The 18,577-nt window shown below is 72.4% G+C and carries 19 protein-coding genes; 9 read left to right on the plus strand and 10 right to left on the minus strand.

Features of this window, described 5'->3' with window-relative positions; translation table 11 throughout:
* The first annotated feature begins 19 nt into the window (after nt 1–19).
* Complete coding sequence (locus J2S55_RS13945) at nt 20–757, plus strand: hypothetical protein (RefSeq protein ID WP_306860546.1); 738 nt, start codon at nt 20–22, stop codon at nt 755–757.
* A 182-nt stretch (nt 758–939) separates the two neighbouring features.
* Here J2S55_RS13945 and J2S55_RS13950 read toward each other — a convergent pair whose 3' ends face one another.
* Nucleotides 940–1,470 (minus strand): hypothetical protein, encoded by a 531-nt coding sequence (locus tag J2S55_RS13950; RefSeq protein WP_306860548.1) that lies wholly within the window; start codon nt 1,468–1,470, stop codon nt 940–942.
* A gap of 179 nt (nt 1,471–1,649) precedes the next feature.
* Between J2S55_RS13950 and J2S55_RS13955 the strand changes: the two genes are divergently transcribed.
* Nucleotides 1,650–2,291 (plus strand): hypothetical protein, encoded by a 642-nt coding sequence (locus J2S55_RS13955; RefSeq protein WP_306860549.1) that lies wholly within the window; start codon nt 1,650–1,652, stop codon nt 2,289–2,291.
* Here the strand turns inward: J2S55_RS13955 and J2S55_RS13960 are convergent.
* The 3 genes from J2S55_RS13960 to J2S55_RS13970 are packed head-to-tail and all read right to left on the minus strand — an operon-like array spanning nt 2,267 to nt 5,975.
* Nucleotides 2,267–2,914, minus strand: coding sequence for a TetR/AcrR family transcriptional regulator (locus tag J2S55_RS13960; protein ID WP_306860550.1), 648 nt, complete (start codon nt 2,912–2,914; stop codon nt 2,267–2,269). The genes J2S55_RS13955 and J2S55_RS13960 overlap by 25 nt on opposite strands.
* Nucleotides 2,915–2,964: 50 nt before the next feature.
* Nucleotides 2,965–4,821, minus strand: coding sequence for an SDR family oxidoreductase (locus J2S55_RS13965; protein ID WP_306860551.1), 1,857 nt, complete (start codon nt 4,819–4,821; stop codon nt 2,965–2,967).
* A gap of 56 nt (nt 4,822–4,877) precedes the next feature.
* Entirely contained in the window at nt 4,878–5,975 is a 1,098-nt protein-coding gene (locus tag J2S55_RS13970; protein ID WP_306860552.1) for a CapA family protein, read from the minus strand.
* Nucleotides 5,976–6,100: 125 nt separating this feature from the next.
* On the opposite strand from J2S55_RS13970, the gene J2S55_RS13975 reads away from it, so the two are divergent.
* The 5 genes from J2S55_RS13975 to J2S55_RS13995 all read left to right on the plus strand — a co-directional run bounded on the left by J2S55_RS13975 (nt 6,101) and on the right by J2S55_RS13995 (nt 12,081).
* Nucleotides 6,101–6,520: a Fur family transcriptional regulator gene (locus J2S55_RS13975; protein ID WP_306860554.1), complete on the plus strand. Its 420-nt coding sequence runs from the start codon at nt 6,101–6,103 to the stop codon at nt 6,518–6,520.
* Between the two features lie 23 nt (nt 6,521–6,543).
* Nucleotides 6,544–7,995 carry a catalase gene (locus J2S55_RS13980; RefSeq protein ID WP_306860557.1) on the plus strand — a complete coding sequence of 484 codons (1,452 nt, stop codon included), beginning with the start codon at nt 6,544–6,546 and terminating at the stop codon, nt 7,993–7,995.
* A gap of 308 nt (nt 7,996–8,303) precedes the next feature.
* Nucleotides 8,304–10,469, plus strand: a complete 2,166-nt coding sequence (locus tag J2S55_RS13985) for a molybdopterin-dependent oxidoreductase (RefSeq protein WP_306860559.1) — start codon at nt 8,304–8,306, stop codon at nt 10,467–10,469.
* 101 nt (nt 10,470–10,570) lie between these two features.
* Nucleotides 10,571–11,125 (plus strand): HD domain-containing protein, encoded by a 555-nt coding sequence (locus tag J2S55_RS13990; RefSeq protein ID WP_306875415.1) that lies wholly within the window; start codon nt 10,571–10,573, stop codon nt 11,123–11,125.
* 44 nt (nt 11,126–11,169) lie between these two features.
* Nucleotides 11,170–12,081, plus strand: a complete 912-nt coding sequence (locus J2S55_RS13995) for a Rieske (2Fe-2S) protein (protein ID WP_306860561.1) — start codon at nt 11,170–11,172, stop codon at nt 12,079–12,081.
* A gap of 192 nt (nt 12,082–12,273) precedes the next feature.
* On the opposite strand, the gene J2S55_RS14000 is transcribed toward J2S55_RS13995, so the two are convergent.
* The 4 genes from J2S55_RS14000 to J2S55_RS14015 all read right to left on the minus strand — a co-directional run bounded on the left by J2S55_RS14000 (nt 12,274) and on the right by J2S55_RS14015 (nt 15,166).
* Nucleotides 12,274–12,501 carry a DUF8836 family protein gene (locus J2S55_RS14000; protein ID WP_306860563.1) on the minus strand — a complete coding sequence of 76 codons (228 nt, stop codon included), beginning with the start codon at nt 12,499–12,501 and terminating at the stop codon, nt 12,274–12,276.
* Between the two features lie 29 nt (nt 12,502–12,530).
* The gene (locus J2S55_RS14005; protein WP_306860566.1) at nt 12,531–13,286 is read right to left on the minus strand and encodes a sulfite exporter TauE/SafE family protein; all 756 of its coding nucleotides are present in this window, start codon (nt 13,284–13,286) and stop codon (nt 12,531–12,533) included.
* 77 nt (nt 13,287–13,363) lie between these two features.
* Complete coding sequence (locus J2S55_RS14010; RefSeq protein WP_306860569.1) at nt 13,364–14,278, minus strand: SPFH domain-containing protein; 915 nt, start codon at nt 14,276–14,278, stop codon at nt 13,364–13,366.
* 93 nt (nt 14,279–14,371) lie between these two features.
* Nucleotides 14,372–15,166 (minus strand): ABC transporter ATP-binding protein, encoded by a 795-nt coding sequence (locus tag J2S55_RS14015; RefSeq protein WP_306860571.1) that lies wholly within the window; start codon nt 15,164–15,166, stop codon nt 14,372–14,374.
* 65 nt (nt 15,167–15,231) lie between these two features.
* Between J2S55_RS14015 and J2S55_RS14020 the strand changes: the two genes are divergently transcribed.
* Nucleotides 15,232–15,951: an Rv1486c family protein gene (locus J2S55_RS14020; protein ID WP_306860573.1), complete on the plus strand. Its 720-nt coding sequence runs from the start codon at nt 15,232–15,234 to the stop codon at nt 15,949–15,951.
* Nucleotides 15,952–15,983: 32 nt separating this feature from the next.
* Here J2S55_RS14020 and J2S55_RS14025 read toward each other — a convergent pair whose 3' ends face one another.
* The gene (locus J2S55_RS14025; protein ID WP_306860575.1) at nt 15,984–16,616 is read right to left on the minus strand and encodes a response regulator; all 633 of its coding nucleotides are present in this window, start codon (nt 16,614–16,616) and stop codon (nt 15,984–15,986) included.
* Entirely contained in the window at nt 16,613–17,734 is a 1,122-nt protein-coding gene (locus J2S55_RS14030; RefSeq protein WP_306860577.1) for a GAF domain-containing sensor histidine kinase, read from the minus strand. The genes J2S55_RS14025 and J2S55_RS14030 overlap by 4 nt, the downstream gene beginning before the upstream one ends.
* Nucleotides 17,735–17,857: 123 nt before the next feature.
* Between J2S55_RS14030 and J2S55_RS14035 the strand changes: the two genes are divergently transcribed.
* The gene (locus J2S55_RS14035) at nt 17,858–18,523 is read left to right on the plus strand and encodes an SDR family oxidoreductase (RefSeq protein ID WP_306860579.1); all 666 of its coding nucleotides are present in this window, start codon (nt 17,858–17,860) and stop codon (nt 18,521–18,523) included.
* The last annotated feature ends 54 nt before the right edge of the window (nt 18,524–18,577 follow it).

Below are 18,577 nucleotides of genomic sequence, written 5' to 3' on the forward strand. Positions count from 1 at the left end.
AAACAACAGGGGGACGTGAATGTCCAACACATCACGGCGCATCCGGGGGATCCTCGCGGTGGCGGCGCTCACGGCCGGGGTGAGCTGGTCGGGGGCCGCTCCCGCGTCGGCCGGCGACGTGTCCTGCCAGGGACGGGACATGGTGGAGCTGCTGGAGACACCGGGGTCGGTGGCGGCCGTCTGCGACGAGACCGGCGACGTCAGGGCGGCCACGGGCGTCGGCCGGATGACGGTCCCGGCCGACGGCGAGGTGCCGATGGCCATGGAGCGGCTCGCACGGCTCGCCGGGCTGCCCGGTCTCTCCCATGCCTCGGCGGTGACCAGCTTCGCCGACACGGCCGGCGTCGCGGCGGGCGCCGGCATGCCCGCGCTGCCCTCCGGGATGCCCGGCTTCGCGGGCCACGCCCCGGCCGGCACCCTGGCCGCCGCGCCGGACCTGCCCGGCCTGCCGGGCACCCCGGGCACCGACCTCGTCAGGTTCCCGGCCCCGGCGGTCCCCTCGGTCCCCGAGGTCCCGGGCCTGACGGACCCGTCCGGCGCGCTGTCCGGCACGACTGTGCCGCTGCCCGTGCCGCTGCAGCGCCCGGTCTCGGTGAAGGGCGTGGCGGAGGAGCTCCCCGCCGCCGTCGAGCCCGAGGTGAAGGTCCCGGACCTGCCGGAGACCGCCCCGGTCGAGGTCGCCCCGCCGAAGGTCACCGAGGAGACCGCTGAGCTCCCGGTCCTGGACCGGGTGCTCCCGGACCTCGGGCTCCGCTAGACACCGGCAGGACCACCCGAGCAGGAGCGCCCGAGCAGGGCCGCCCGAGCAGGGCCGCCCCAGCGAGTCGCCGCCCGTGGAGCCCGGTACGGCCCGTGCGGCGACGTCCCGGGGACCGGTGCCGCACGGGGTGCGGCACCGGTGGAACGGTCCGTCCCGGTGAGCCGGTGTGGCCCGCCGGGTCAGTGGGAGGCGTCGAGGAGGGCGTCGAGCTCGTCCTCAGGGAGGCCGAGATCCACCCGGATCCGGTAGCGGGTGCGGAGCAGCGCGGTGTGCTCCCCGCTGCCCCTCGCCGCCCCCTGGGCCCCCTCGGTGGCCCAGCGATGGGCCTCACGCAGGTCCCCGTAGGCGACCAGGGTCTCGGCGACCGTGAGCGCGGTGGCCGGGGTGACCCCGCCGTCGGCCCGGATCGCCTCGATCACCTCCCGCCCCTCGTCCGCCTGCTCAAGCTCGAAGAGGGTGTCGGCGATCTCGGCCCGGGGGTCGATGCTCACCTCGCCGCCGTCGTCCACCGCCCGCTGGAGGCAGTCGAGAGCGCGGGCGGGCTGTCCGGCCTGCCGCCACTCCTCTGCGGCGATCATCAGGATCTCCGCCCGCGAGATGTCGCCGGACACGTATGCCTCTACCAGCGCTTCCAGCCGCCGGGCGAGGTCTCCATGATCATCGGCCAGAAGTGCCCGCTCAAGCAACCGATCAAGTTGCTCATGTGTCACATGCGCCACATCGCGAGAGTACCGAGCGGCGCTCGACTACGTCCGCACAACGGCAGGTATTCCTTACGCAACCCCTCGTAAACGATTGACTACAGTACGCGTGTTACCGCAGGAAAACGGGCATATGGCAGGCGACTCCTGCCAGCGGGACGCTACTGTTCGAAGGAGCTGCGATGGGCATGTCCAAGCAGACCACCTTCACGCTGACGTTCTTGGTCGGTCTCTCCGTGCTCGTCCCGGGTTCGGCCGGATACCTCTCCGCCAGGATGGACGCCGTCCAGCGGACCTACCGCGATCTCGTGACCCTGGAGAGCCGGCTCCGCGAGGAGCGGCTTCTCGCACCGGTCCAGGACGTGCCCCAGATCCAGACGATCGCCGTGCCGGCGATGCCCTGTGAGGTCCTGCCGCCGTCCCATCCGAGGCGGCGGAAGGCGCCCATGCCCGCCGCGCTCATCCCCGTCCCGGTGGAGGCCCTGCCGGCCGAGCCGCCGCCTGCCGGGCCGACGTCCGCCGAGCCCCGGCCGACCGAGGGGCTGAGGTTCGAGCCTCTGCCGCCCGAGCCGAGACCGGCCGGCCCCGAGGCGGCCGAGCCCCGCGGGAGCGAGACCTGGGGCCGGCCCCCCTCCGCCGAGCAGCGGCGCGGGCGCGGCCAGCGGGAGCCCCAGGAGCAGTTGGTCATCTCCGAGCAGAGCATGTCCGAGGAGCGGAGCCCGCTCGAAGACCGGCGCGTGTCCGGCGAGGGAGCACCGCCACTGTCCGGCCCCTTCCGGCGGATCCCCACGGGGACCGGGCCCGATCAGGCCGAGCTGCCGGCGAACTGACGGTTGAGGTAGCCCCGGACCAGGCGCTTGGCCTCGGCCACGATCTCCGGGGCCCCGGCGGGGTCACGCCGGAAGGCCAGCTTGAGCACCGCGTCCCCGGCCTCGACCGCCACGAGGATGGCCAGGTCGAGCTCCTCGCTGTCGGCCAGGCCGTACTCCTTGAGGAGGAGCCCGCGCAGCCGGCCCGCGATCACCGTGTTGTTGTCGGAGACCCCGTCGAGCAGGTTGAGGTCGACCACGTCGCCGAAGTGCAGGGACCGGAAGCCCGGAACGGTCCTGTGCATCTCCACGTATTCGTCGATGATCGCGTCGACCGCGTCCCACCAGCCGGCGTAGTCCTCCCACAGGAAGCGCCTGCCGACGCGGGAGATGAAGCGTTCCACGTGCCGCCGGGTCACCGCCTGGGTGATGGCCCGTTTGTCGGGGAAGAACTGGTAGACCGAGCCGATCGCGACCCCGGCGCGCTCGGCGATGCGGGTGGTGGACAGCGCGTCGTAGCCGACCTCGTCCAGCAGGTCGGCACAGGCGTCGAGCATCCTCTCGACGCGCCGCGCGCTCCGCCGCTGGGTGGGCTGACGCCGTAGTGGGGCCTCGTCGGGCTCCTCCGCAGACAGGGGGGACACCCCACCATCTTGCCCGCCGGACCCCCTCCAGGTCAGTCTCTCTTCGGCAATCACGGGATTTCTCCCGGGCCGGAGAGCCTGGCCAGGCGGCGCAGGACGGCCGGGGAGATCCGCGAGAGCGCGTAGCCGATCTTCCCTTCGGCGTTCACGGCGACGACCGGCCGGTCGCGGTGGACCGCCCGCAGGATGTGCGCGGCCACCCGCTCCGGCCGGTATCCGCGCATGGCCAGCGCCCTCTCCGCCCTCGCGGCCGTGACCGCCCGGGCCTGCGGCGCTCGGCCGCCCACGTAGGTCGTGCTGCCGGCGATCGCGGTGGACACGAAGCCGGGGCAGATCGCGGTGACCCCGATCCCCTGGCCGGCCAGCTCCGCCCGGAGGCAGTCGCTGAGCATCTTCACCGCCGCCTTCGACGTCGAGTAGGCGGGCAGCGTCCTGCTGGGGGCGAAGGCGGCGAGCGAGGCGATGTTGACGATGTGGCCGCCCTCGCCGCGCTCGACCATCTGGGCGGCGAACAGCCGGCAGCCGTGGATGACGCCCCACAGGTTGACGTCGAGGGTCCGCCGCCAGTCCTCGAGCGAGTGGGCGAGGAACGGGCCGGCGACCGCGATCCCGGCGTTGTTGACCACGATGTCGGGCACTCCATGCTCGTCCCGGACGAGCCGGGCGAACCGCTCCATCTCCGCGGCGTCCGCGACGTCCACCCGGTAGGCGTGCGCCGTACGCCAGGTCCTGGAGATGTCGTCGGCGGTGCGCCGGGCGGCGGCGAGGTCGATGTCGGAGCAGATCACCTCCGCCCCGTGCGAGGCGAAGGCCCGCGCGGTGGCCCGCCCGATCCCGGCGCCCGCCCCGGTGACCACCACCAGCCGGTCCTCGAACGGCCCGGCGGCTCCCGCCGGCCCGTCGTCGTACGGCCCGGTGACCACCAGCCCGTCGTCGTACGGCGCGTGGTCGCCCACCGGCCCGTCGCCGTACGAGGTGTGGTCGCCCACCGGCCCGTCGCCGTACGGCGTGTGGTCCCCCACCCGGGCCCGGCGCAGTTCCCTGGACGGCGGCGCGCCCTCGACGTGCTCGGCGAACTCGGCGATCATCCTGGCGATCGTCTCGGGACGGCTGCGCTGCGCCCAGTGGCCCGCGGTGATCCGCCGGTGCCACATCCGCGGCGCCCACGGGCGCAGGGCGGCCAGGAGCGCGGGCGAGACGAAGGCGTCCCTGGTGGCCTCGATGAGCTGGATCGGCGTCTCGACGACCGGCTCGCTGCGGGGCGCGCGGCCGGCGGTGAACATGTTCGCCCGGTACAGGCCGAGGCCGTTCGCACCGTCCTTGCCGAGGGTGTCCGCCGGATGGCCGGGGCGCGGGGCGATCCCCTCGGAGACCCGCATGACCCGTGTCAGGACGCGCGGCAGCACGGTGCGCCAGGCCAGCTCGGGGGCCACCGGGGCCTGGAACGCCCCGATGTACCAGGACCTCAGCAGCTGCCCGGCGACGTCCCGGCGCCGGCCGTGCCGCATGAAGTGGGCGGCCTGCTCCAGGCCGGGCCCGCCGAAGGAGGTGAAGGAGGCGATCCTCTCCTTGATCCCCGGCCGGCCGATCAGGTCCCAGCCCTGGATGGAGCCCCAGTCGTGCCCCACAAGGTGCACGGCCGGCCTGTCCAGCGCGTCGAGGACGGCCGCCATGTCGGCGGCCAGGTGGTCGTAGGTGTAGTCCGCGCCGTCGCGCGGGGCACCGGAGCGCCCGGCGCCCCGGACGTCGTAGCGGGCCACGTGGAAGCGGTCCCGCAGCAGGGCGGCGACCTCGTCCCAGACCCGGTGCGTGTCGGGGTAGCCATGCACCAGCAGGACCGTGGGAGCGGCCGGGTCTCCCTCCTCGAACAGCGCCAGCCGCACGTCACCGGACTCGACCCACCGCATCACGGCCTCCTGTTGGACGGACTGTCCAAACAGTAACCGGCCAGGAGGGGATCTTCCTAGCCGGGCTTGGCGGCCAGGCCGGTGCAGCCGCGCAGCGCCTTCCAGCCGGCGACGGCCTGCTGCCGGCCCGCCCCGGTGAGCGGGACCGGCACCCCGCCCTGGATGGTGGCCGGGGTCCACTGGTCCTTGAGCACCTTGCGGCCGTTGATCGTCAGGGTGAGCACGCCGGTCCGGCCGGTCTCCGGGCCCCAGTTGTAGAAGACGAAGTTGCCCATGCCGTAGTTGACGTAGCTGTTCTTCAGGTAACCGCTGCCGAGCAGGATGTGCGCGTGGCCGCCCACGATGACGTCGGCCCCGGCCGCGACCAGCTTGGGGGCCAGGCTGCGCTGGGCCTCGTTCGGGCACTTCTGCAGCTCAGTGCCCCAGTGCAGGTGGACGATCACCGTGTCGGAGTTCTTGCGCGCCTTGCGGACCTCCTGGATCAGCCGCGCCTCGTTCTTGGCCGAGGCCAGGCCGCCCTTGTCGCCGGAGGCCGTCCATGCCTGGACGAACTCGGAGTCCAGCACCTGGGTCGCGCCGATGACGGCGACGCGGTTGCCGTTCACGGTCGTCCGCCACGGCCGGTATGCCTGGGCCTCGTCCGCGCCCACGCCCACGACGGGGAACTTCGCGCGCCTGATCGCCGCCAGCGAGTCGGACAGCCCGCTGTCCATGTAGTCCATGCCGTGGTTGTTGGCCATGGAGGCGACGTCGACGCCGGCGGCCTTCAGCGCGGTCAGCGCGGAGGCGGGGGCCCGGAAGGTGAACTGCTTGCCGGGGGCGCGGGTGCCACCCGTGGTGATCGCGGTCTCCAGGTTGACCATCGCGAGGTCGGAACGGCTGAGCACCTTGGCGATCGGGCCGAGCGCGGTCCGCGGGTTGGCCCGCAGCCGGGACAGCAGCACCCCCTCGAAGTGCACGTCGCCCCCGAAGGAGATGGTGTAGGGCTCGCGCTCGGGCGTGGGCGCGGCCTCACCCGAGGCGGTGGGCTTCTCCGCGACGTCCGGCTCCGGCGTCGGCGCGGCGGCGCCGACCGCCGTGCACGCCGCCAGGAGCAGGCAGGAGAGGGCGACAGCGGTGGCCACAGCGAGGCGGCGCGGAATATACGTGTCCATCGGTATCCGAGGATGCCATCTGATCGTCCCTAAGCGGCACAACCCGGCCGTTGGAGATCTGATTCTCCCAAACTTGGATGACTCATTTACTTGAATGATTCCGGTTTGCCCCATAATGTGGGGCCATGGGAGATGAGGACCGGCTCCGTGAGGCAGGCCTGCGGGTGACCGCGGCCCGCCTGGCGATCATGCAGACCGTGCGGGAGGGCGACCACCTGGATGTGGACGCCGTCCACCGTGGCGTGCGGGACCGGGTCGGCCATGTCTCCCTGCAGGCCGTCTACGACTCCCTGCACGCACTGCACCGCGGCGGCCTGCTCCGGCGGATCGAACCCGCCGGCAGTCCCGCCCGATACGAGACGCGGGTCGGTGACAACCATCACCACCTCGTCTGCCGGCAGTGCGGAAAGGTCACGGACGTCGACTGTGCCGTGGGACACGCTCCCTGCCTCGCCCCCGCGTCGGACGCCGGATACATGGTCGACGAGGCGGACGTCATCTACTGGGGCGTGTGTCCTGAATGCCGTTCCGAAGACGCTCGATGAAGAGAACCCCCGGAGGACCGCGTATGAGCACCAGGCCCATCACCACGACCGATGCGGGAATCCCCGCTCCGAGTGACGAGCACTCGCAGTCGGTCGGCCCGAACGGGCCCCTGCTTCTGCAGGACCACTACCTGATCCAGAAGATGGCGCACTTCAACCGGGAGCGCGTGCCCGAGCGGGTGGTCCACGCCAAGGGCGGCGGCGCGCACGGCATCCTTCAGATCACCGAGGACGTCAGCCAGTTCACCAAGGCCGGCCTGTTCCAGAAGGGCAAGGAGACCCCCCTCTTCCTGCGCTTCTCCTCGGTGGCCGGCGAGCTGGGCAGCCCCGACACCCAGCGTGACCCGCGCGGCTTCGCGATCAAGTTCTATACCGAAGAGGGCAACTACGACATCGTCGGCAACAACACGCCGATCTTCTTCATCCGCGACCCGCAGAAGTTCTCCGACTTCATCCACAGCCAGAAGCGCCGCGCCGACACCAACCTGCGCGACCACAACATGCAGTGGGACTTCTGGACGCTCTCCCCGGAGACCGCCCACCAGGTCACCTTCCTGATGACCGACCGCGGCACCCCGGCGTCCTGGCGTCACGTGCACGGCTTCGGCTCGCACACCTTCCTGTGGTACAACGCGGCCGGCGAGAAGTTCTGGATCAAGTACCACTTCAAGACCGACCAGGGCATCAAGAACTTCACCGACGCCGAGGCCGGCGCGGTCATCGCGCAGGACGCGGACTACCACATCCGTGACCTGCACACCGCGATCAAGAACGGCGACCACCCGTCCTGGACCGTGAACGTCCAGGTCATGCCGTTCGAGGACGCCGCCGACTACCGGTTCAACCCCTTCGACCTGACCAAGGTGTGGCCGCACTCCGACTACCCCGAGATCACGATCGGCAAGTTCGTCCTGAACCGGAACCCGGAGAACTACTTCGCCGAGGTGGAGCAGGCCAGCTTCGAGCCCGCCAACCTGGTGCCGGGCATCGGCCCGTCCCCGGACAAGATGCTCCAGGGCCGGCTGTTCTCCTACCCCGACGCCCACCGCTACCGCATCGGCGCCAACTACCTGCAACTGCCGATCAACCGGCCGCTGTCGCCCGTCCACAGCTACAACAAGGACGGCCAGATGGCCTTCGTCAACCCCGCCGACCCGGTCTACGCGCCGAACACGGTGGGCGGCCCCGCTGCCGACCCGGCGCTGTACGAGGGTGAGAACTACCAGGTGAGCGGCGAGATCATCCGCTCCGCCTACACCCTCCACCGCGAGGACGACGACTACGTCCAGCCCCGCGCCCTGTGGGAGAACGTCCTGTCCGAGACCGACCGCGCCCACCTGGTGAGCAACGTCGTCGGCCACGCCTCCGCCCCGGAGGTCACGGCCGAGATGAAGAAGCGCGTCGTGGAGTACTGGACCAACATCCACAAGGACCTGGGGCAGGGCGTCGCCCAGGGTCTGGGCATCAGCAGCTGACCCGTCCCCGCCCTCGCCGTACCGCCCGCGCCTCGCCGGGGTGCGGGCCGTACGGCCTCGGAGGACCCGCGCGCCCGCGCGGGTCCTCCCGCTTTCCCGGGCGTCCGCACGGAGACTCCCCGGGGCGTCCGCGCAGGAGACCTTCCCTGGCATCCGCGCCGAGACTCCCCCGAACGTCCGCGCCGAGACTCCCCCGGGCGTCCGCGCGGGACCGGTCTGCCCGATGATCCGCGCGGGACCGGTGCGGGGCTTCCCTCGCCCCCCACCGGAGGCCATCATGAGTTCATTCGTCGAACTCAGGAGTGCCGATGAGAACCGCGCACCGGACCTGTCCCCTCTGCGAGGCCGTCTGCGGCCTGCGGCTCACACTCGACGACACCGGGCACGTCACATCGGTCAAGGGCGACCCGGACGACCCGTTCTCCCAGGGGTTCATCTGTCCCAAGGGCGCGAGCCTGGGCCGCCTGGACGAGGATCCCGACCGGCTCCGCGTCCCGATGATCCGCACCGGCGACCAGTGGCACGAGGCCACCTGGGAGGAGGCCTTCCGCGCGGTCGACCGAGGTCTCCGGGGCGTCATCGACGCCCACGGCCGCCAGTCGCTGGCCGTCTACCTGGGCAACCCGAACGCCCACTCCATGGCCGGCGCCCTGTACGGCCCGCCGCTGATCCGCGCGCTCGGCACCCGCAACGTCTTCTCCGCCAGCACCGCCGACCAGATGCCCAAACACGTCGCCTGCGGCCTCATGCTCGGCGACCCGCTGGCCATCGCGGTGCCCGACCTGGACCGGACCGGCTACCTGCTGATGCTCGGCGCCAACCCGCTGGAGTCCAACGGCTCGCTCTGCACCGCCCCCGACTTCCCCGGCCGCCTCAAGGCGCTGCGCAGGCGCGGCGGCAAACTCGTGGTCGTCGACCCGCGCCGCACCAGGACCGCCGCCCTCGCCGACGAGCACCTGTTCGTCCGGCCCGGCACCGACGCCCACCTGCTGCTCGGCATCGTCCACACGCTCTTCGCCGAGGGCCTCACCGCGCCCGAGGTCGAGGTCGAGGGCCTGGAGGAGGTGCGGCGGCTGGCGGCGGAGTTCACCCCGGAGGCCATGGCCCAGGTGTGCGGGGTGCCCGCCGGGGAGATCGCGCGGCTGGCCCGCGAGCTGGCCGCGGCCCCCGCGGCCGCGGTCTACGCCCGCATCGGGACCTGCACCGCGGAGTTCGGCACCGTCGCGCAGTGGCTGGTCGACGTGGTCAACATCCTGACCGGCAACTTCGACCGGCCCGGCGGGGTGATGTTCGCCAGGACCGCCGTGGAGAACGGCCGCAGGCGCAGACCGTACACCACGGGACGCTGGCACAGCCGCGTCCGCGGGCTGCCGGAGGCGAACGGCGAGCTGCCGGTGGCCACCCTCGCCGACGAGATCGAGACCCCGGGTGAGGGGCAGGTCAGGGCACTGGTGACGGTGGCGGGCAACCCGGTGCTGTCGGCGCCGGGCGGCCCCCGGCTGGACCGGGCCTTCGGCGACCTGGAGTTCATGGTCTGCGTGGACCCCTACCTGAACGAGACGACCAGGCACGCGCACGTCATCCTGCCGCCGCCGCGCGTGCTGCAGACGCCGCACTACGACCTCTCGCTGCTGTTCGTCGCGGTGCGCAACTACGCCAGGTTCTCCCCGCCGGTCCTGCCGCTGGAGCCGGGGCGGCCGTCGGAGGCCGAGATCCTGGCGCGGCTGACGATGATCGCTTCGGGACAGGGGGCGGAGGCCGACCCGGCCGCGCTCGACGAGCTGATCCTCGACCAGCTGCTCCGCAAGGCCGCCGGGACGCCCGGCTCGCCGTTCGAGGGCTGCGAGGTGGCGGAGCTGCGCGCCACGCTGGAAGGGAGCACCGGGGCCGAGCGGCGGCTGGACGCCATGTTGAAGCTCGGCCCCTACGGCCTGTCGCTGGCCGAGCTGCTCGCCAACCCGCACGGCATCGACCTGGGCCCGCTCCGGCCCCGGCTGGCGGAGGTGCTGTGCACCGCCTCGGGCCGGGTGGAGCTGGCGCCCCCGCAGTTGGTGGCCGACCTCGCGCGGCTGCGCGGCCGGCCGGCCGCGCCGCCCACGGAGATGGTGCTGATCGGCCGCCGTCACCTGCGCTCCAACAACAGCTGGCTGCACAACGTGGGACCGCTGGTCGGCGGGAGCAACCGCTGCACCCTGCAGATCAACCCCGGCGACGTGACCCGGCTCGGGCTCGGCGAGCACGCGCTCGTGCGCTCGGCGGGCGGTCAGCTCGTCGTGCCGCTGGAACCCACCGACACGATCATGCCGGGGGTGGTGAGCCTGCCCCACGGCTGGGGGCACGCCGGGAGCGCGCAACTGGTCGCGGCCGAGCACGCGGGGGTCAACGCGAACACGCTGACGGACGGGTCTGTGATCGACGTCCCTTCGGGGAACGCCGTGTTCAACGGGGTGCCGGTCACGCTCAGTCCCGCGTGATCACATGATCGTTCGGTAAAGGGGGATCGGCGCGCATTAGGCTTGCGCGGGTGACCACCCCTCCAGAACAGGACCGCCTGCACGCTCAGCTCGCCTTCGCCATGGAGATCGACAAGCTCAGACGCATCGTCCGCCGCAACACCCTGATGGACGGGTCGCGGCGGGAGAACGACGCCGAGCATTCGTGGTACGTGGGGATGCTGGCGATGATCCTGGCCGAGCACGCCCCGCCGGACACTGACCTGGACAAGGTCGTCGCGATGCTGCTCGTCCACGACATCGTCGAGATCGACGCCGGAGACACCTTCATCTACGACGCCCACGCCGTCGAGGCCCAGCTCGGCATCGAGCGCAAGGCCGCCGACCGGATCTTCGGGCTGCTCCCCGAGGACCAGGCGGCGCGGCTGCGCGCGCTCTGGGACGAGTTCGAGGAGCGCAAGACCCCCGAGGCCAGGTTCGCCAAGGCCCTCGACAGGATCGCGCCGATCATGGCCAACCACCACAACGAGGGCGGCACCTGGTCGCTCTACAAGGTGACGGCCGAGCAGGTGCTGGAGAAGGTGAAGATCATCGAGGAGGGATCGGCGACGCTGGGGGCCTATGCCACCGAGATCATCGAGCTGTCCATCAGCCGGGGACATTTGGCGCGTGCATAACCTGGTTCCCGGGTAGGTCCCTATGGGTTGAGAAGGGGGCGATCGTGAAGGAAACCGTCAAAACGAAACGCCGCAGCTTCAGGCACCTGGTGCCCCCGGTCGACCTCGCCGGCCGTATCGAACGGTCGACCAGGATGGACCGGCCGATCCGGATAGCGGCCAAGGCCGTACGCCGGCGGATCGGCCCTGGACGGCTGCGCGACCTGCTGCACGGGGTCCCCACCGGCAAGCCCCTCCACCCGCCGCTCGTCACCTTCACCCTGGGCTGCTGGGCGGCGACCGCGGTGCTCGACCTGACCCACTCCGAGCCGCGCGCGGCGCGGACGGTGCTCGCCACCGGCCTCGCGACGGCCCTGCCCTCCGTCGCGGCCGGGATCACCGACTGGTCCGCCCTCCACCGGGAGCAGCAGCGGGTCGGATTCGTGCACGCGATCGCCAACCTGACCGCCTTCGGGCTCTACGCCGGCTCGCTGGCGCTGCGGCTGTCCGGGGACGAGCGGAAGGGCCGGATGCTGGCGTTCGCGGCGCTGGGCGCGGCCGGGCTGGGCGGCCAGCTCGGCGGTCACCTGGCCTACCGGCAGGCGGCCGGGGCCAACCACGCCGAGTCGGTCGCCCATCTGGTCCCGCTGGGCTGGCACGACCTGTGCGAGCTCAGGGACCTGCCGGACGGGCGTCCGGTGGCCAGACGGCTGGGCTACATCGACCTGTTCGTGCTGCGGGTCGGCGACGGGGTCACCGTGCTCGCCGACGGCTGCTCCCACCTGGCCGGGCCGCTGCACCAGGGGCGCCTGATCTCCGAAGAGGGCGCCGCCTGCGTGGTGTGCCCGTGGCACGGGAGCACCTTCCGGCTGTCGGACGGGACCGTCGCGCACGGCCCCGCCACAGCTCCGCAGCCGTCCTTCGAGACCCGGATCCGGCGCGACGGCGTGCTCCAGGTCCGCCCGGCCCTGACCTGAGGGGCGCTCCAGGTCCGCCCGGCCCTGACCTGAGGGGCGCTCCAGGTCCGCCCGGCCCTGACCTGAGGGGGTCCAGGGCCTGAGGGGTGCTCCAGGTCCGGGGCGGGGCCGCCCTGAGTGGCGCTCCGGGCCGGGGCGGCCGACGCCGGTCTCCGCCGGACGACATGGCCCGCCGGACGCCCCGCCCGGATGTCAGTCCGGCCTGCCGTCGGCCGGATGCTCGACCAGGGCGAGGATCCGGCTGGACATGAACCGGGCGGTGCGCACGGCCGTACCGCTACGGGTGACCTCGCTCACCTCGACCACGCCACCGCGACGGTTGGACACCTCGACCCGGCGGCCAGCCTTGGTGGCGACGACTTCGTAGGTACGCGAGCTGTCGCCCGCGTCGATGACGATCTCTACCTTGTCGCCTTTCATGTCCGCTTTATGCCCTAAAACAGATGAATTTAGCCGTACACCAGTTTGATTATCGCTACGATTCCCACGCAAACAATGAAACCCCGCAATACGGGCGCCGGCAGCTTCCGGCCGACCTTCGCGCCGAGGAAACCACCGACCGTGGCTCCCAGCGCGACCAACGCCACCGCACGCCAGTCCACCTCCGCCACCACGATGAACAGCACCGCCGCGGTGGCGTTGACCAGCAGCGACAGCACGTTCTTGGCGGCGTTCACCCGCTGCAGGTCGTCGTCGAGGAAGCTGCCGAGCAGTCCGATGAGCAGCACCCCCTGGGCCGCGCCGAAATAGCCGCCGTATATCCCGGCGGCGAACACCCCGAGCCACAGCCACGGCCCGCCGTGCGGATGAGGGTCCTCCCGCCGGGCGCTCAGCCACCCGTTGAGCCTGGGCTGGATCACCACCAGTACGCACGCCAGGCCGATCAGGACCGGCACCACCACGTCGAAGGTGTCGGCGGGGAGGAAGAGCAGCAGCACGCCGCCGATGAGAGAGCCCACGATCGAACCGGCGCCCAGCCGGACCAGCCGCTCGCGCTGCCCCTTCAGCTCGGCCCGGTAGCCGAGCGCGCCGGTCAGCGACCCGGGTACCAGCCCGATGTTGTTGGAGACGTTGGCCACGATCGGCGGCAGCCCCACGGCCACCATCGTCGGGAACGTGATCAGCGATCCCGAGCCGACGACGGCGTTGATGCCCCCGGCCCCGACCCCGGCCGCGAGAATCGCGACGGCCTCCCACGGCGTCATGACGCCCTCCTCACTCGTACGGCTCGCGCCCACGGACGGTGCACGGCACTCACCGGATGCTAGGAGGAGGACGGACCCTAATCGGCGTCGGGGGTGTCCTTCGCGTCGAAGAAGCCGAGGCTCTCGATCGCCCTGCCCAGCTCCGACGGCACGATCCACACCTTGTTGGCGCCGCCCCTGGCGATCTCCGGGAGCGTCCGCAGGTATTGGTAGGCCAGCAGCCGCCGGTCCGGCCGGCCCTCGTGGATCGCACGGAAGATCATGCCGATCGCGTCGGCCTCGCCCTTGGCCCGCATCGCCTCCGCCTCGGCGTCGGCCTGGGCCCTGAGCACCACGGCCTCCGCCTCGCCCCGCGCCTTCAGCACCTCGGCGTGCCGGTGCCCCTCGGCGGTGAGGATGGCCGCCTGCTTGTGCCCCTCGGCGGCGAGGACGGCGGCCCGCTTGTCGCGGTCGGCGCGCAACCGCCGCTCCATCGACTCCTGGACGGAGGCCGGCGGGTCGACCGTCTTGAGCTCGGCCCGGTTGACCTGGATCCCCCACTCCGCGGCGGCGCCGCCGAGCGCCCGGCGCAGCTCGGCGTTGATCTCCTCACGCGAGGTCAGCGCGCGCTCCAGCTCCACGGCGCCGACCACGCCGCGCAGCGTGGCCACGGCGAGCTGCTCGATCCCCGCCCGGAAGTCCGCGACCCCGTAGGTCGCGGCCCGGGGGTCGACGACCTGGAAGCAGACGACCGTGTCGGCGGAGACGACGAGGTTGTCGGAGGTGCTCACCGGCTGCGGCGGGAACGAGACGATCTGCTCGCGCAGGTCGACCGTCCGCCTGATCCGGTCGATGAAGGGGATCACCAGGCTCAGCCCGGGATCGAGCGTGCGGTGGTAGCGGCCGAGCCGCTCCACGATCGCCGCGCTGGCCTGGGGGACGACATGGACCGCCCGGAACAGGGAGAACCCCGCGGCGGCCACCACGACGAATGCGGCGACAAGCGTTTCCATCAGCCACCCCGGACGGTCGAGTCAACCAGGTCACCCGCTCCGAGATGCTATTTCGTTTTACCGTTGCCGGCTCTTGAACAGCCGATAAGGGTCTCAGAAATGATGCGCCCGGGCGTACCAGCGGCCGTCGGACCCGCGCTCCAGGTTGAGCGGGACGCCGAAGGTGCGCGACAGGTTCTCGGCGGTCATCACGTGGTCGATGGGGCCCTGGGCGATCACCGAGCCGTGCCGGAGCAGCAGCGCGTGGGTGAACCCGCTGGGCACCTCCTCCACGTGGTGGGTGACCAGCACCATCGTGGGCGCCTTCGGGTCGTGCGCGAACGTCGCCAGGCGGCGGACCAGATCCTCCCGGCCGCCCAGGTCCAGCCCGGCGGCGGGCTCGTCCAGCAGCAGCAGCTCGGGGTCCGGCATGAGCGCCCGGGCGATCTGCACCCGCTTGCGCTCGCCCTCCGACAGGGTGTTGAACCGGCGCCGGATCAGGTGGGCGCAGCCGAGCTGGTCGATCAGCTCGACGGCACGGGTGACGTCGTTGGAGTCGTACTCCTCCGTCCAGCGGCCGAGGATCGCGTAGGAGGCGGTGAGCACCAGGTCGATGACCTTCTCCTCCGGCGGCACCTTCTCGGCCAGCGCGGCGCTCGCGAGCCCGATGCGGGGTCGCAGGTCGAACACGTCACTCTGGCCGAGCCGCTCGCCCAGGATCTCCACGATGCCCTCGGTGGGGAACAGCATCGCCCCGACGACCTGCAGCAGCGTCGTCTTTCCCGCGCCGTTGGGGCCGATGACGACCCACCGCTCGTCCTCGTGAACGGTCCATTCGATGTCCCGCAGCAGGGCCGCCCCGTCCCTGCGGACGGTGACGTCCTGTAGCCGAAGCACCTGACCGCCCATCCCTACGCCTCCTCGTGAATCACTCGAACAAAACCTATTGCAGGACAAGCGCATATCGTGGATCGGTGCACCCTGATTCACCGATCTCGGCCACCTTGGTCTGCTGGGGCAACGCCTGGCTCACCGGGCAGGTCGGCCTCGACGAGGCCGCCGACCGCGTGGAGCGGCAGGCCGGCCCCCAACTCGTCGCCGGAGACGACGGCGACCTCCCCCTCCGCCGCTTCCTCGCCGACCTGCGCGTCGAGGGCATGAAATCCCTGCGCCTGGCGCTCCCCGTGGCGGGCGACCCGCTCGGACTCACCGGACCGCCCCCCTTCAACTCCGCGGCCATCGAGGCCGGACAGGCGGCGACAGCCGTGCTTGCCGGCAGGTGCCTCGGCCTGGTCCCCGTGCGGGACCGCCGCGGGTCATCGTACGCCGGGGTGCGCTGGAGCGTACTGGAGGCCAGCACTAACGCCCCCGACATCCCCTCCCTGGCCGAGGCCGAACACGCCCTGACCATGGCGATGCGCGCGGCCACCGACGCGCTGCTCGGCGTGGAGGGCCCGGCCCAGGGCCACCGGCGGGTCAGCACCGTCGACGACGGCCTGGCCCCCGGCTACCCGGCCCGCGCCCACCGGGTCGCCGCCCTCGCCGCCCGGCTCACCGCGGTGCTCCAGGTCGCCGACGACCGGGGGCTCACCTCCGGCCAGATCGTCACCCGGAGCGAGGCCCTGCGCGACCTCGACCGCGCCGTACGGCGGGCACGCGTGGCCGCCCACCACGCCATCACCGAACTCGTCTAGCTCCCGCTCCGGCGGCTCCCGGGCGGGCGGGATCAGGCCAGGCCGTGCCGTACCGCGTAGAGGGCGGCCTGGGTCCTGTCCTGCACGCCCAGCTTCATCAGCACGTTGGAGACGTGGGTCTTCACGGTCTTCTCCGCCACCGCCAGCTCCCGGGCGATCTCGCGGTTGGAGCGGCCCGAGGCGATCAGCGTGAGCACCTCGCGCTCCCGGTCGGTCAGCGGCGCCACGGGCCCGCCGGCCGCCGGCGCGGAGGCGGGGGCGGACAGCATCGCCTCGGCGGCCTCGGGGGCCAGCAGCACCTGGCCGCCGTGGACCGCGCGGATGGCCTGGACGAGCGCGACGGGGTCGACGTCCTTGTAGAGGAACCCGGACGCGCCGGCCCGCATCGCCGGGGCGACGTCCTCCCGGTCGCTGACCGAGGTCAGCACCAGCACGCGCGGCGAGAGCCCGCGCTCGCCCAGCCCGACCAGTGTGCCGAGGCCGTCGAGGACCGGCATCTTCAGGTCGAGCAGCAGCACGTCGGGGGCGAGGGAGGCGACCAGGGCGAGCGCCTCGGTGCCGTCGGCCGCCTCCCCGACCACCTCGAGGTCGTCCTGCAGGTCCAGGAAGGTGCGCAGGCCCTGCCGGACGACCGGGTGGTCGTCGGCGATCAGCACGCGGATCACACCGGCACCTCCATCCGCACCAGGGTCCCTCGACCGGACCCCGACGTCACACGCACGCTCCCGCCCAGGGCCTGCGCCCTGTCCTCCATCGACGCGATGCCCAGCCCCCGTCCGGCGGCGGCGGCCACGTCGAACCCCGCCCCGTCGTCCCGCACCTCCAGGACCACCCGGCCCGCCTCGCAGCCCAGCCGGACGTCCACGGCGCGCGCCGCCGCGTGCCGGGAGGCGTTGTGCAGCGCCTCCTGGGCCACCCGCAGCACCGCCACCTCGGTCGCCGGTTCGAGCGGGCACATCGCCATCTCCTCGAAGGTGAACGACGCCGGGTGCAGCCGGTCCAGCAGGCGCACGTGCTTGCCGAGCGTCTCGGCCAGGCCGTGGCGGTCGAGCTCGGCCGGCCGGAGCTCCACGATCACCGCGCGGAGCTCGGACAGCGCCTCCCCCGCCAGCCGTTCGACCCGCTCCAGCTCCCCCAGCGCCCGGTCGGGGTCGCGGGTCACCAGCGAGGCCGCCGCCTGGGCGGTGAGCCGGAGCGAGAACAGCTTCTGGGTCACCGCGTCGTGCAGCTCCCGGGCCATCCGGGTGCGCTCCTCCACCAGGGCCAGCTCCCGGCCCCGCTCGTAGAGGCGGGCGTTGGTGAGCGCGATCGCGGCGTGCGCGGCGAACATGGTGAGCAGCCGCTGGTCGGCCTCGGTGAAACCGCCCGGGGTCCGCTTGTTGGACAGGAAGACGATGCCGAGCACCTGGTCGCCGTCGCGGATCGGTACCCCGAGGAAGTCCTTGAGCACCGGATGGGCCCGCGGCCAGTATTCGAACCTGGCGTCCCTGCGGATGTCGGGCAGCCGGACCGGCGCGCCCTCCCGCAGCATCGCGCCGAGCATGCCGTGCTGGCGGGGCATCGGCCCGATCGCCTCCCACTCCTCGTCGGAGATGCCCTCGGCGACGAACTCGGCGAAGGCCCCCTCGTCGTCGGGCACGCCGAGGGCGGCATAGCGGGCGTCCAGCAGCTGCTGCGCCGAGCGTACGATGACCTGGAGCACCTCCCGGACCGACAGATGCCTGGTCACCGCGAGCACGGCGGAGCTCACCGCGTGCAGGACGGCCTCCTGGTCTTCGTTCACGGGAAAACTCTAGGCGCCGCGGTCCGCCGCGGCGTTACGCCATGGGTCTTAGGTCCATCAGCCCATGGGGGGCCGGTCCCGCGGCCGATGTGGGCGGGCGGTCCGCTCCCTACCGTCGAGGCCATGACGAAGACCGCACTCATCACCGGCGCCTCCCGCGGGCTCGGCCTGGCCCTGGCCCGTTCCCTGGCCTCCGACGGCTGGCGGCTCATCCTCACCGCGCGGGGCGCGGACGCGCTGAAGCCCGTCGCCGACGAACTCGGCGCCCTCGCCCTCGCCGGGGACGTCGCCGACCCGGCCCACCGGGACCGGCTGGCGCACGCCGTACAGGACCACGGCGGGCTGGACCTGCTGGTCAACAACGCCTCCGGGCTGGGCGCGGTCCCGCTGCCGCCCCTGGCCGGCTACCCGCTCGACGTGCTCGAAGACCTGTTCAGGGCCAACGTGCTGGCCCCGCTGGCGCTGGTCCAGGCGTCCCTGCCCTGGCTCAGGGAGCGGCGGGGCGCGATCGTCAACATCTCCTCCGACGCGGCGGTGGAGGCGTACGAGGGCTGGGGCGGGTACGGCGCGACCAAGGCCGCCCTGGAGCAGCTGTCCAAGGTGCTGGCCGTCGAGGAGCAGCGGGTCGCGGTCTGGTGGGTCGACCCGGGCGAGATGAACACGGCGATGCTCGCCGACGCGATCGGCGCCGGGGACGCGGCCGCGGCCCCGGCGCCGGAGACGGTCGTGCCCACCCTGCGGCGGCTGATCGAGGAGCGTCCGGCGAGCGGCCGGGTGAGCCACTCATGAGCGGGCGGCCCGGCGGTCACGGCCGGCGGCCGGCGGGACCGGCGGAGGAGGAGG

The organism is Streptosporangium brasiliense (genome assembly GCF_030811595.1).
GTDB classification, from domain to species: Bacteria; Actinomycetota; Actinomycetes; order Streptosporangiales; family Streptosporangiaceae; genus Streptosporangium; species Streptosporangium brasiliense.

What these genes read in the sequence shown, in the direction of transcription:
- J2S55_RS13975 (WP_306860554.1), top strand. Translation starts at nt 6,101, where the DNA reads ATGGGAGATGAGGACCGGCTCCGTGAGGCAGGCCTGCGGGTGACCGCG.
- J2S55_RS14000 (WP_306860563.1), bottom strand. Translation starts at nt 12,501, where the DNA reads ATGAAAGGCGACAAGGTAGAGATCGTCATCGACGCGGGCGACAGCTCG.
- J2S55_RS13990 (WP_306875415.1), top strand. Translation starts at nt 10,571, where the DNA reads ATGGAGATCGACAAGCTCAGACGCATCGTCCGCCGCAACACCCTGATG.
- J2S55_RS14010 (WP_306860569.1), bottom strand. Translation starts at nt 14,278, where the DNA reads ATGGAAACGCTTGTCGCCGCATTCGTCGTGGTGGCCGCCGCGGGGTTC.
- J2S55_RS13980 (WP_306860557.1), top strand. Translation starts at nt 6,544, where the DNA reads ATGAGCACCAGGCCCATCACCACGACCGATGCGGGAATCCCCGCTCCG.
- J2S55_RS13965 (WP_306860551.1), bottom strand. Translation starts at nt 4,821, where the DNA reads ATGCGGTGGGTCGAGTCCGGTGACGTGCGGCTGGCGCTGTTCGAGGAG.
- J2S55_RS14015 (WP_306860571.1), bottom strand. Translation starts at nt 15,166, where the DNA reads ATGGGCGGTCAGGTGCTTCGGCTACAGGACGTCACCGTCCGCAGGGAC.
- J2S55_RS14035 (WP_306860579.1), top strand. Translation starts at nt 17,858, where the DNA reads ATGACGAAGACCGCACTCATCACCGGCGCCTCCCGCGGGCTCGGCCTG.
- J2S55_RS13970 (WP_306860552.1), bottom strand. Translation starts at nt 5,975, where the DNA reads ATGGACACGTATATTCCGCGCCGCCTCGCTGTGGCCACCGCTGTCGCC.
- J2S55_RS13985 (WP_306860559.1), top strand. Translation starts at nt 8,304, where the DNA reads ATGAGAACCGCGCACCGGACCTGTCCCCTCTGCGAGGCCGTCTGCGGC.
- J2S55_RS13955 (WP_306860549.1), top strand. Translation starts at nt 1,650, where the DNA reads ATGTCCAAGCAGACCACCTTCACGCTGACGTTCTTGGTCGGTCTCTCC.
- J2S55_RS14005 (WP_306860566.1), bottom strand. Translation starts at nt 13,286, where the DNA reads ATGACGCCGTGGGAGGCCGTCGCGATTCTCGCGGCCGGGGTCGGGGCC.
- J2S55_RS13945 (WP_306860546.1), top strand. Translation starts at nt 20, where the DNA reads ATGTCCAACACATCACGGCGCATCCGGGGGATCCTCGCGGTGGCGGCG.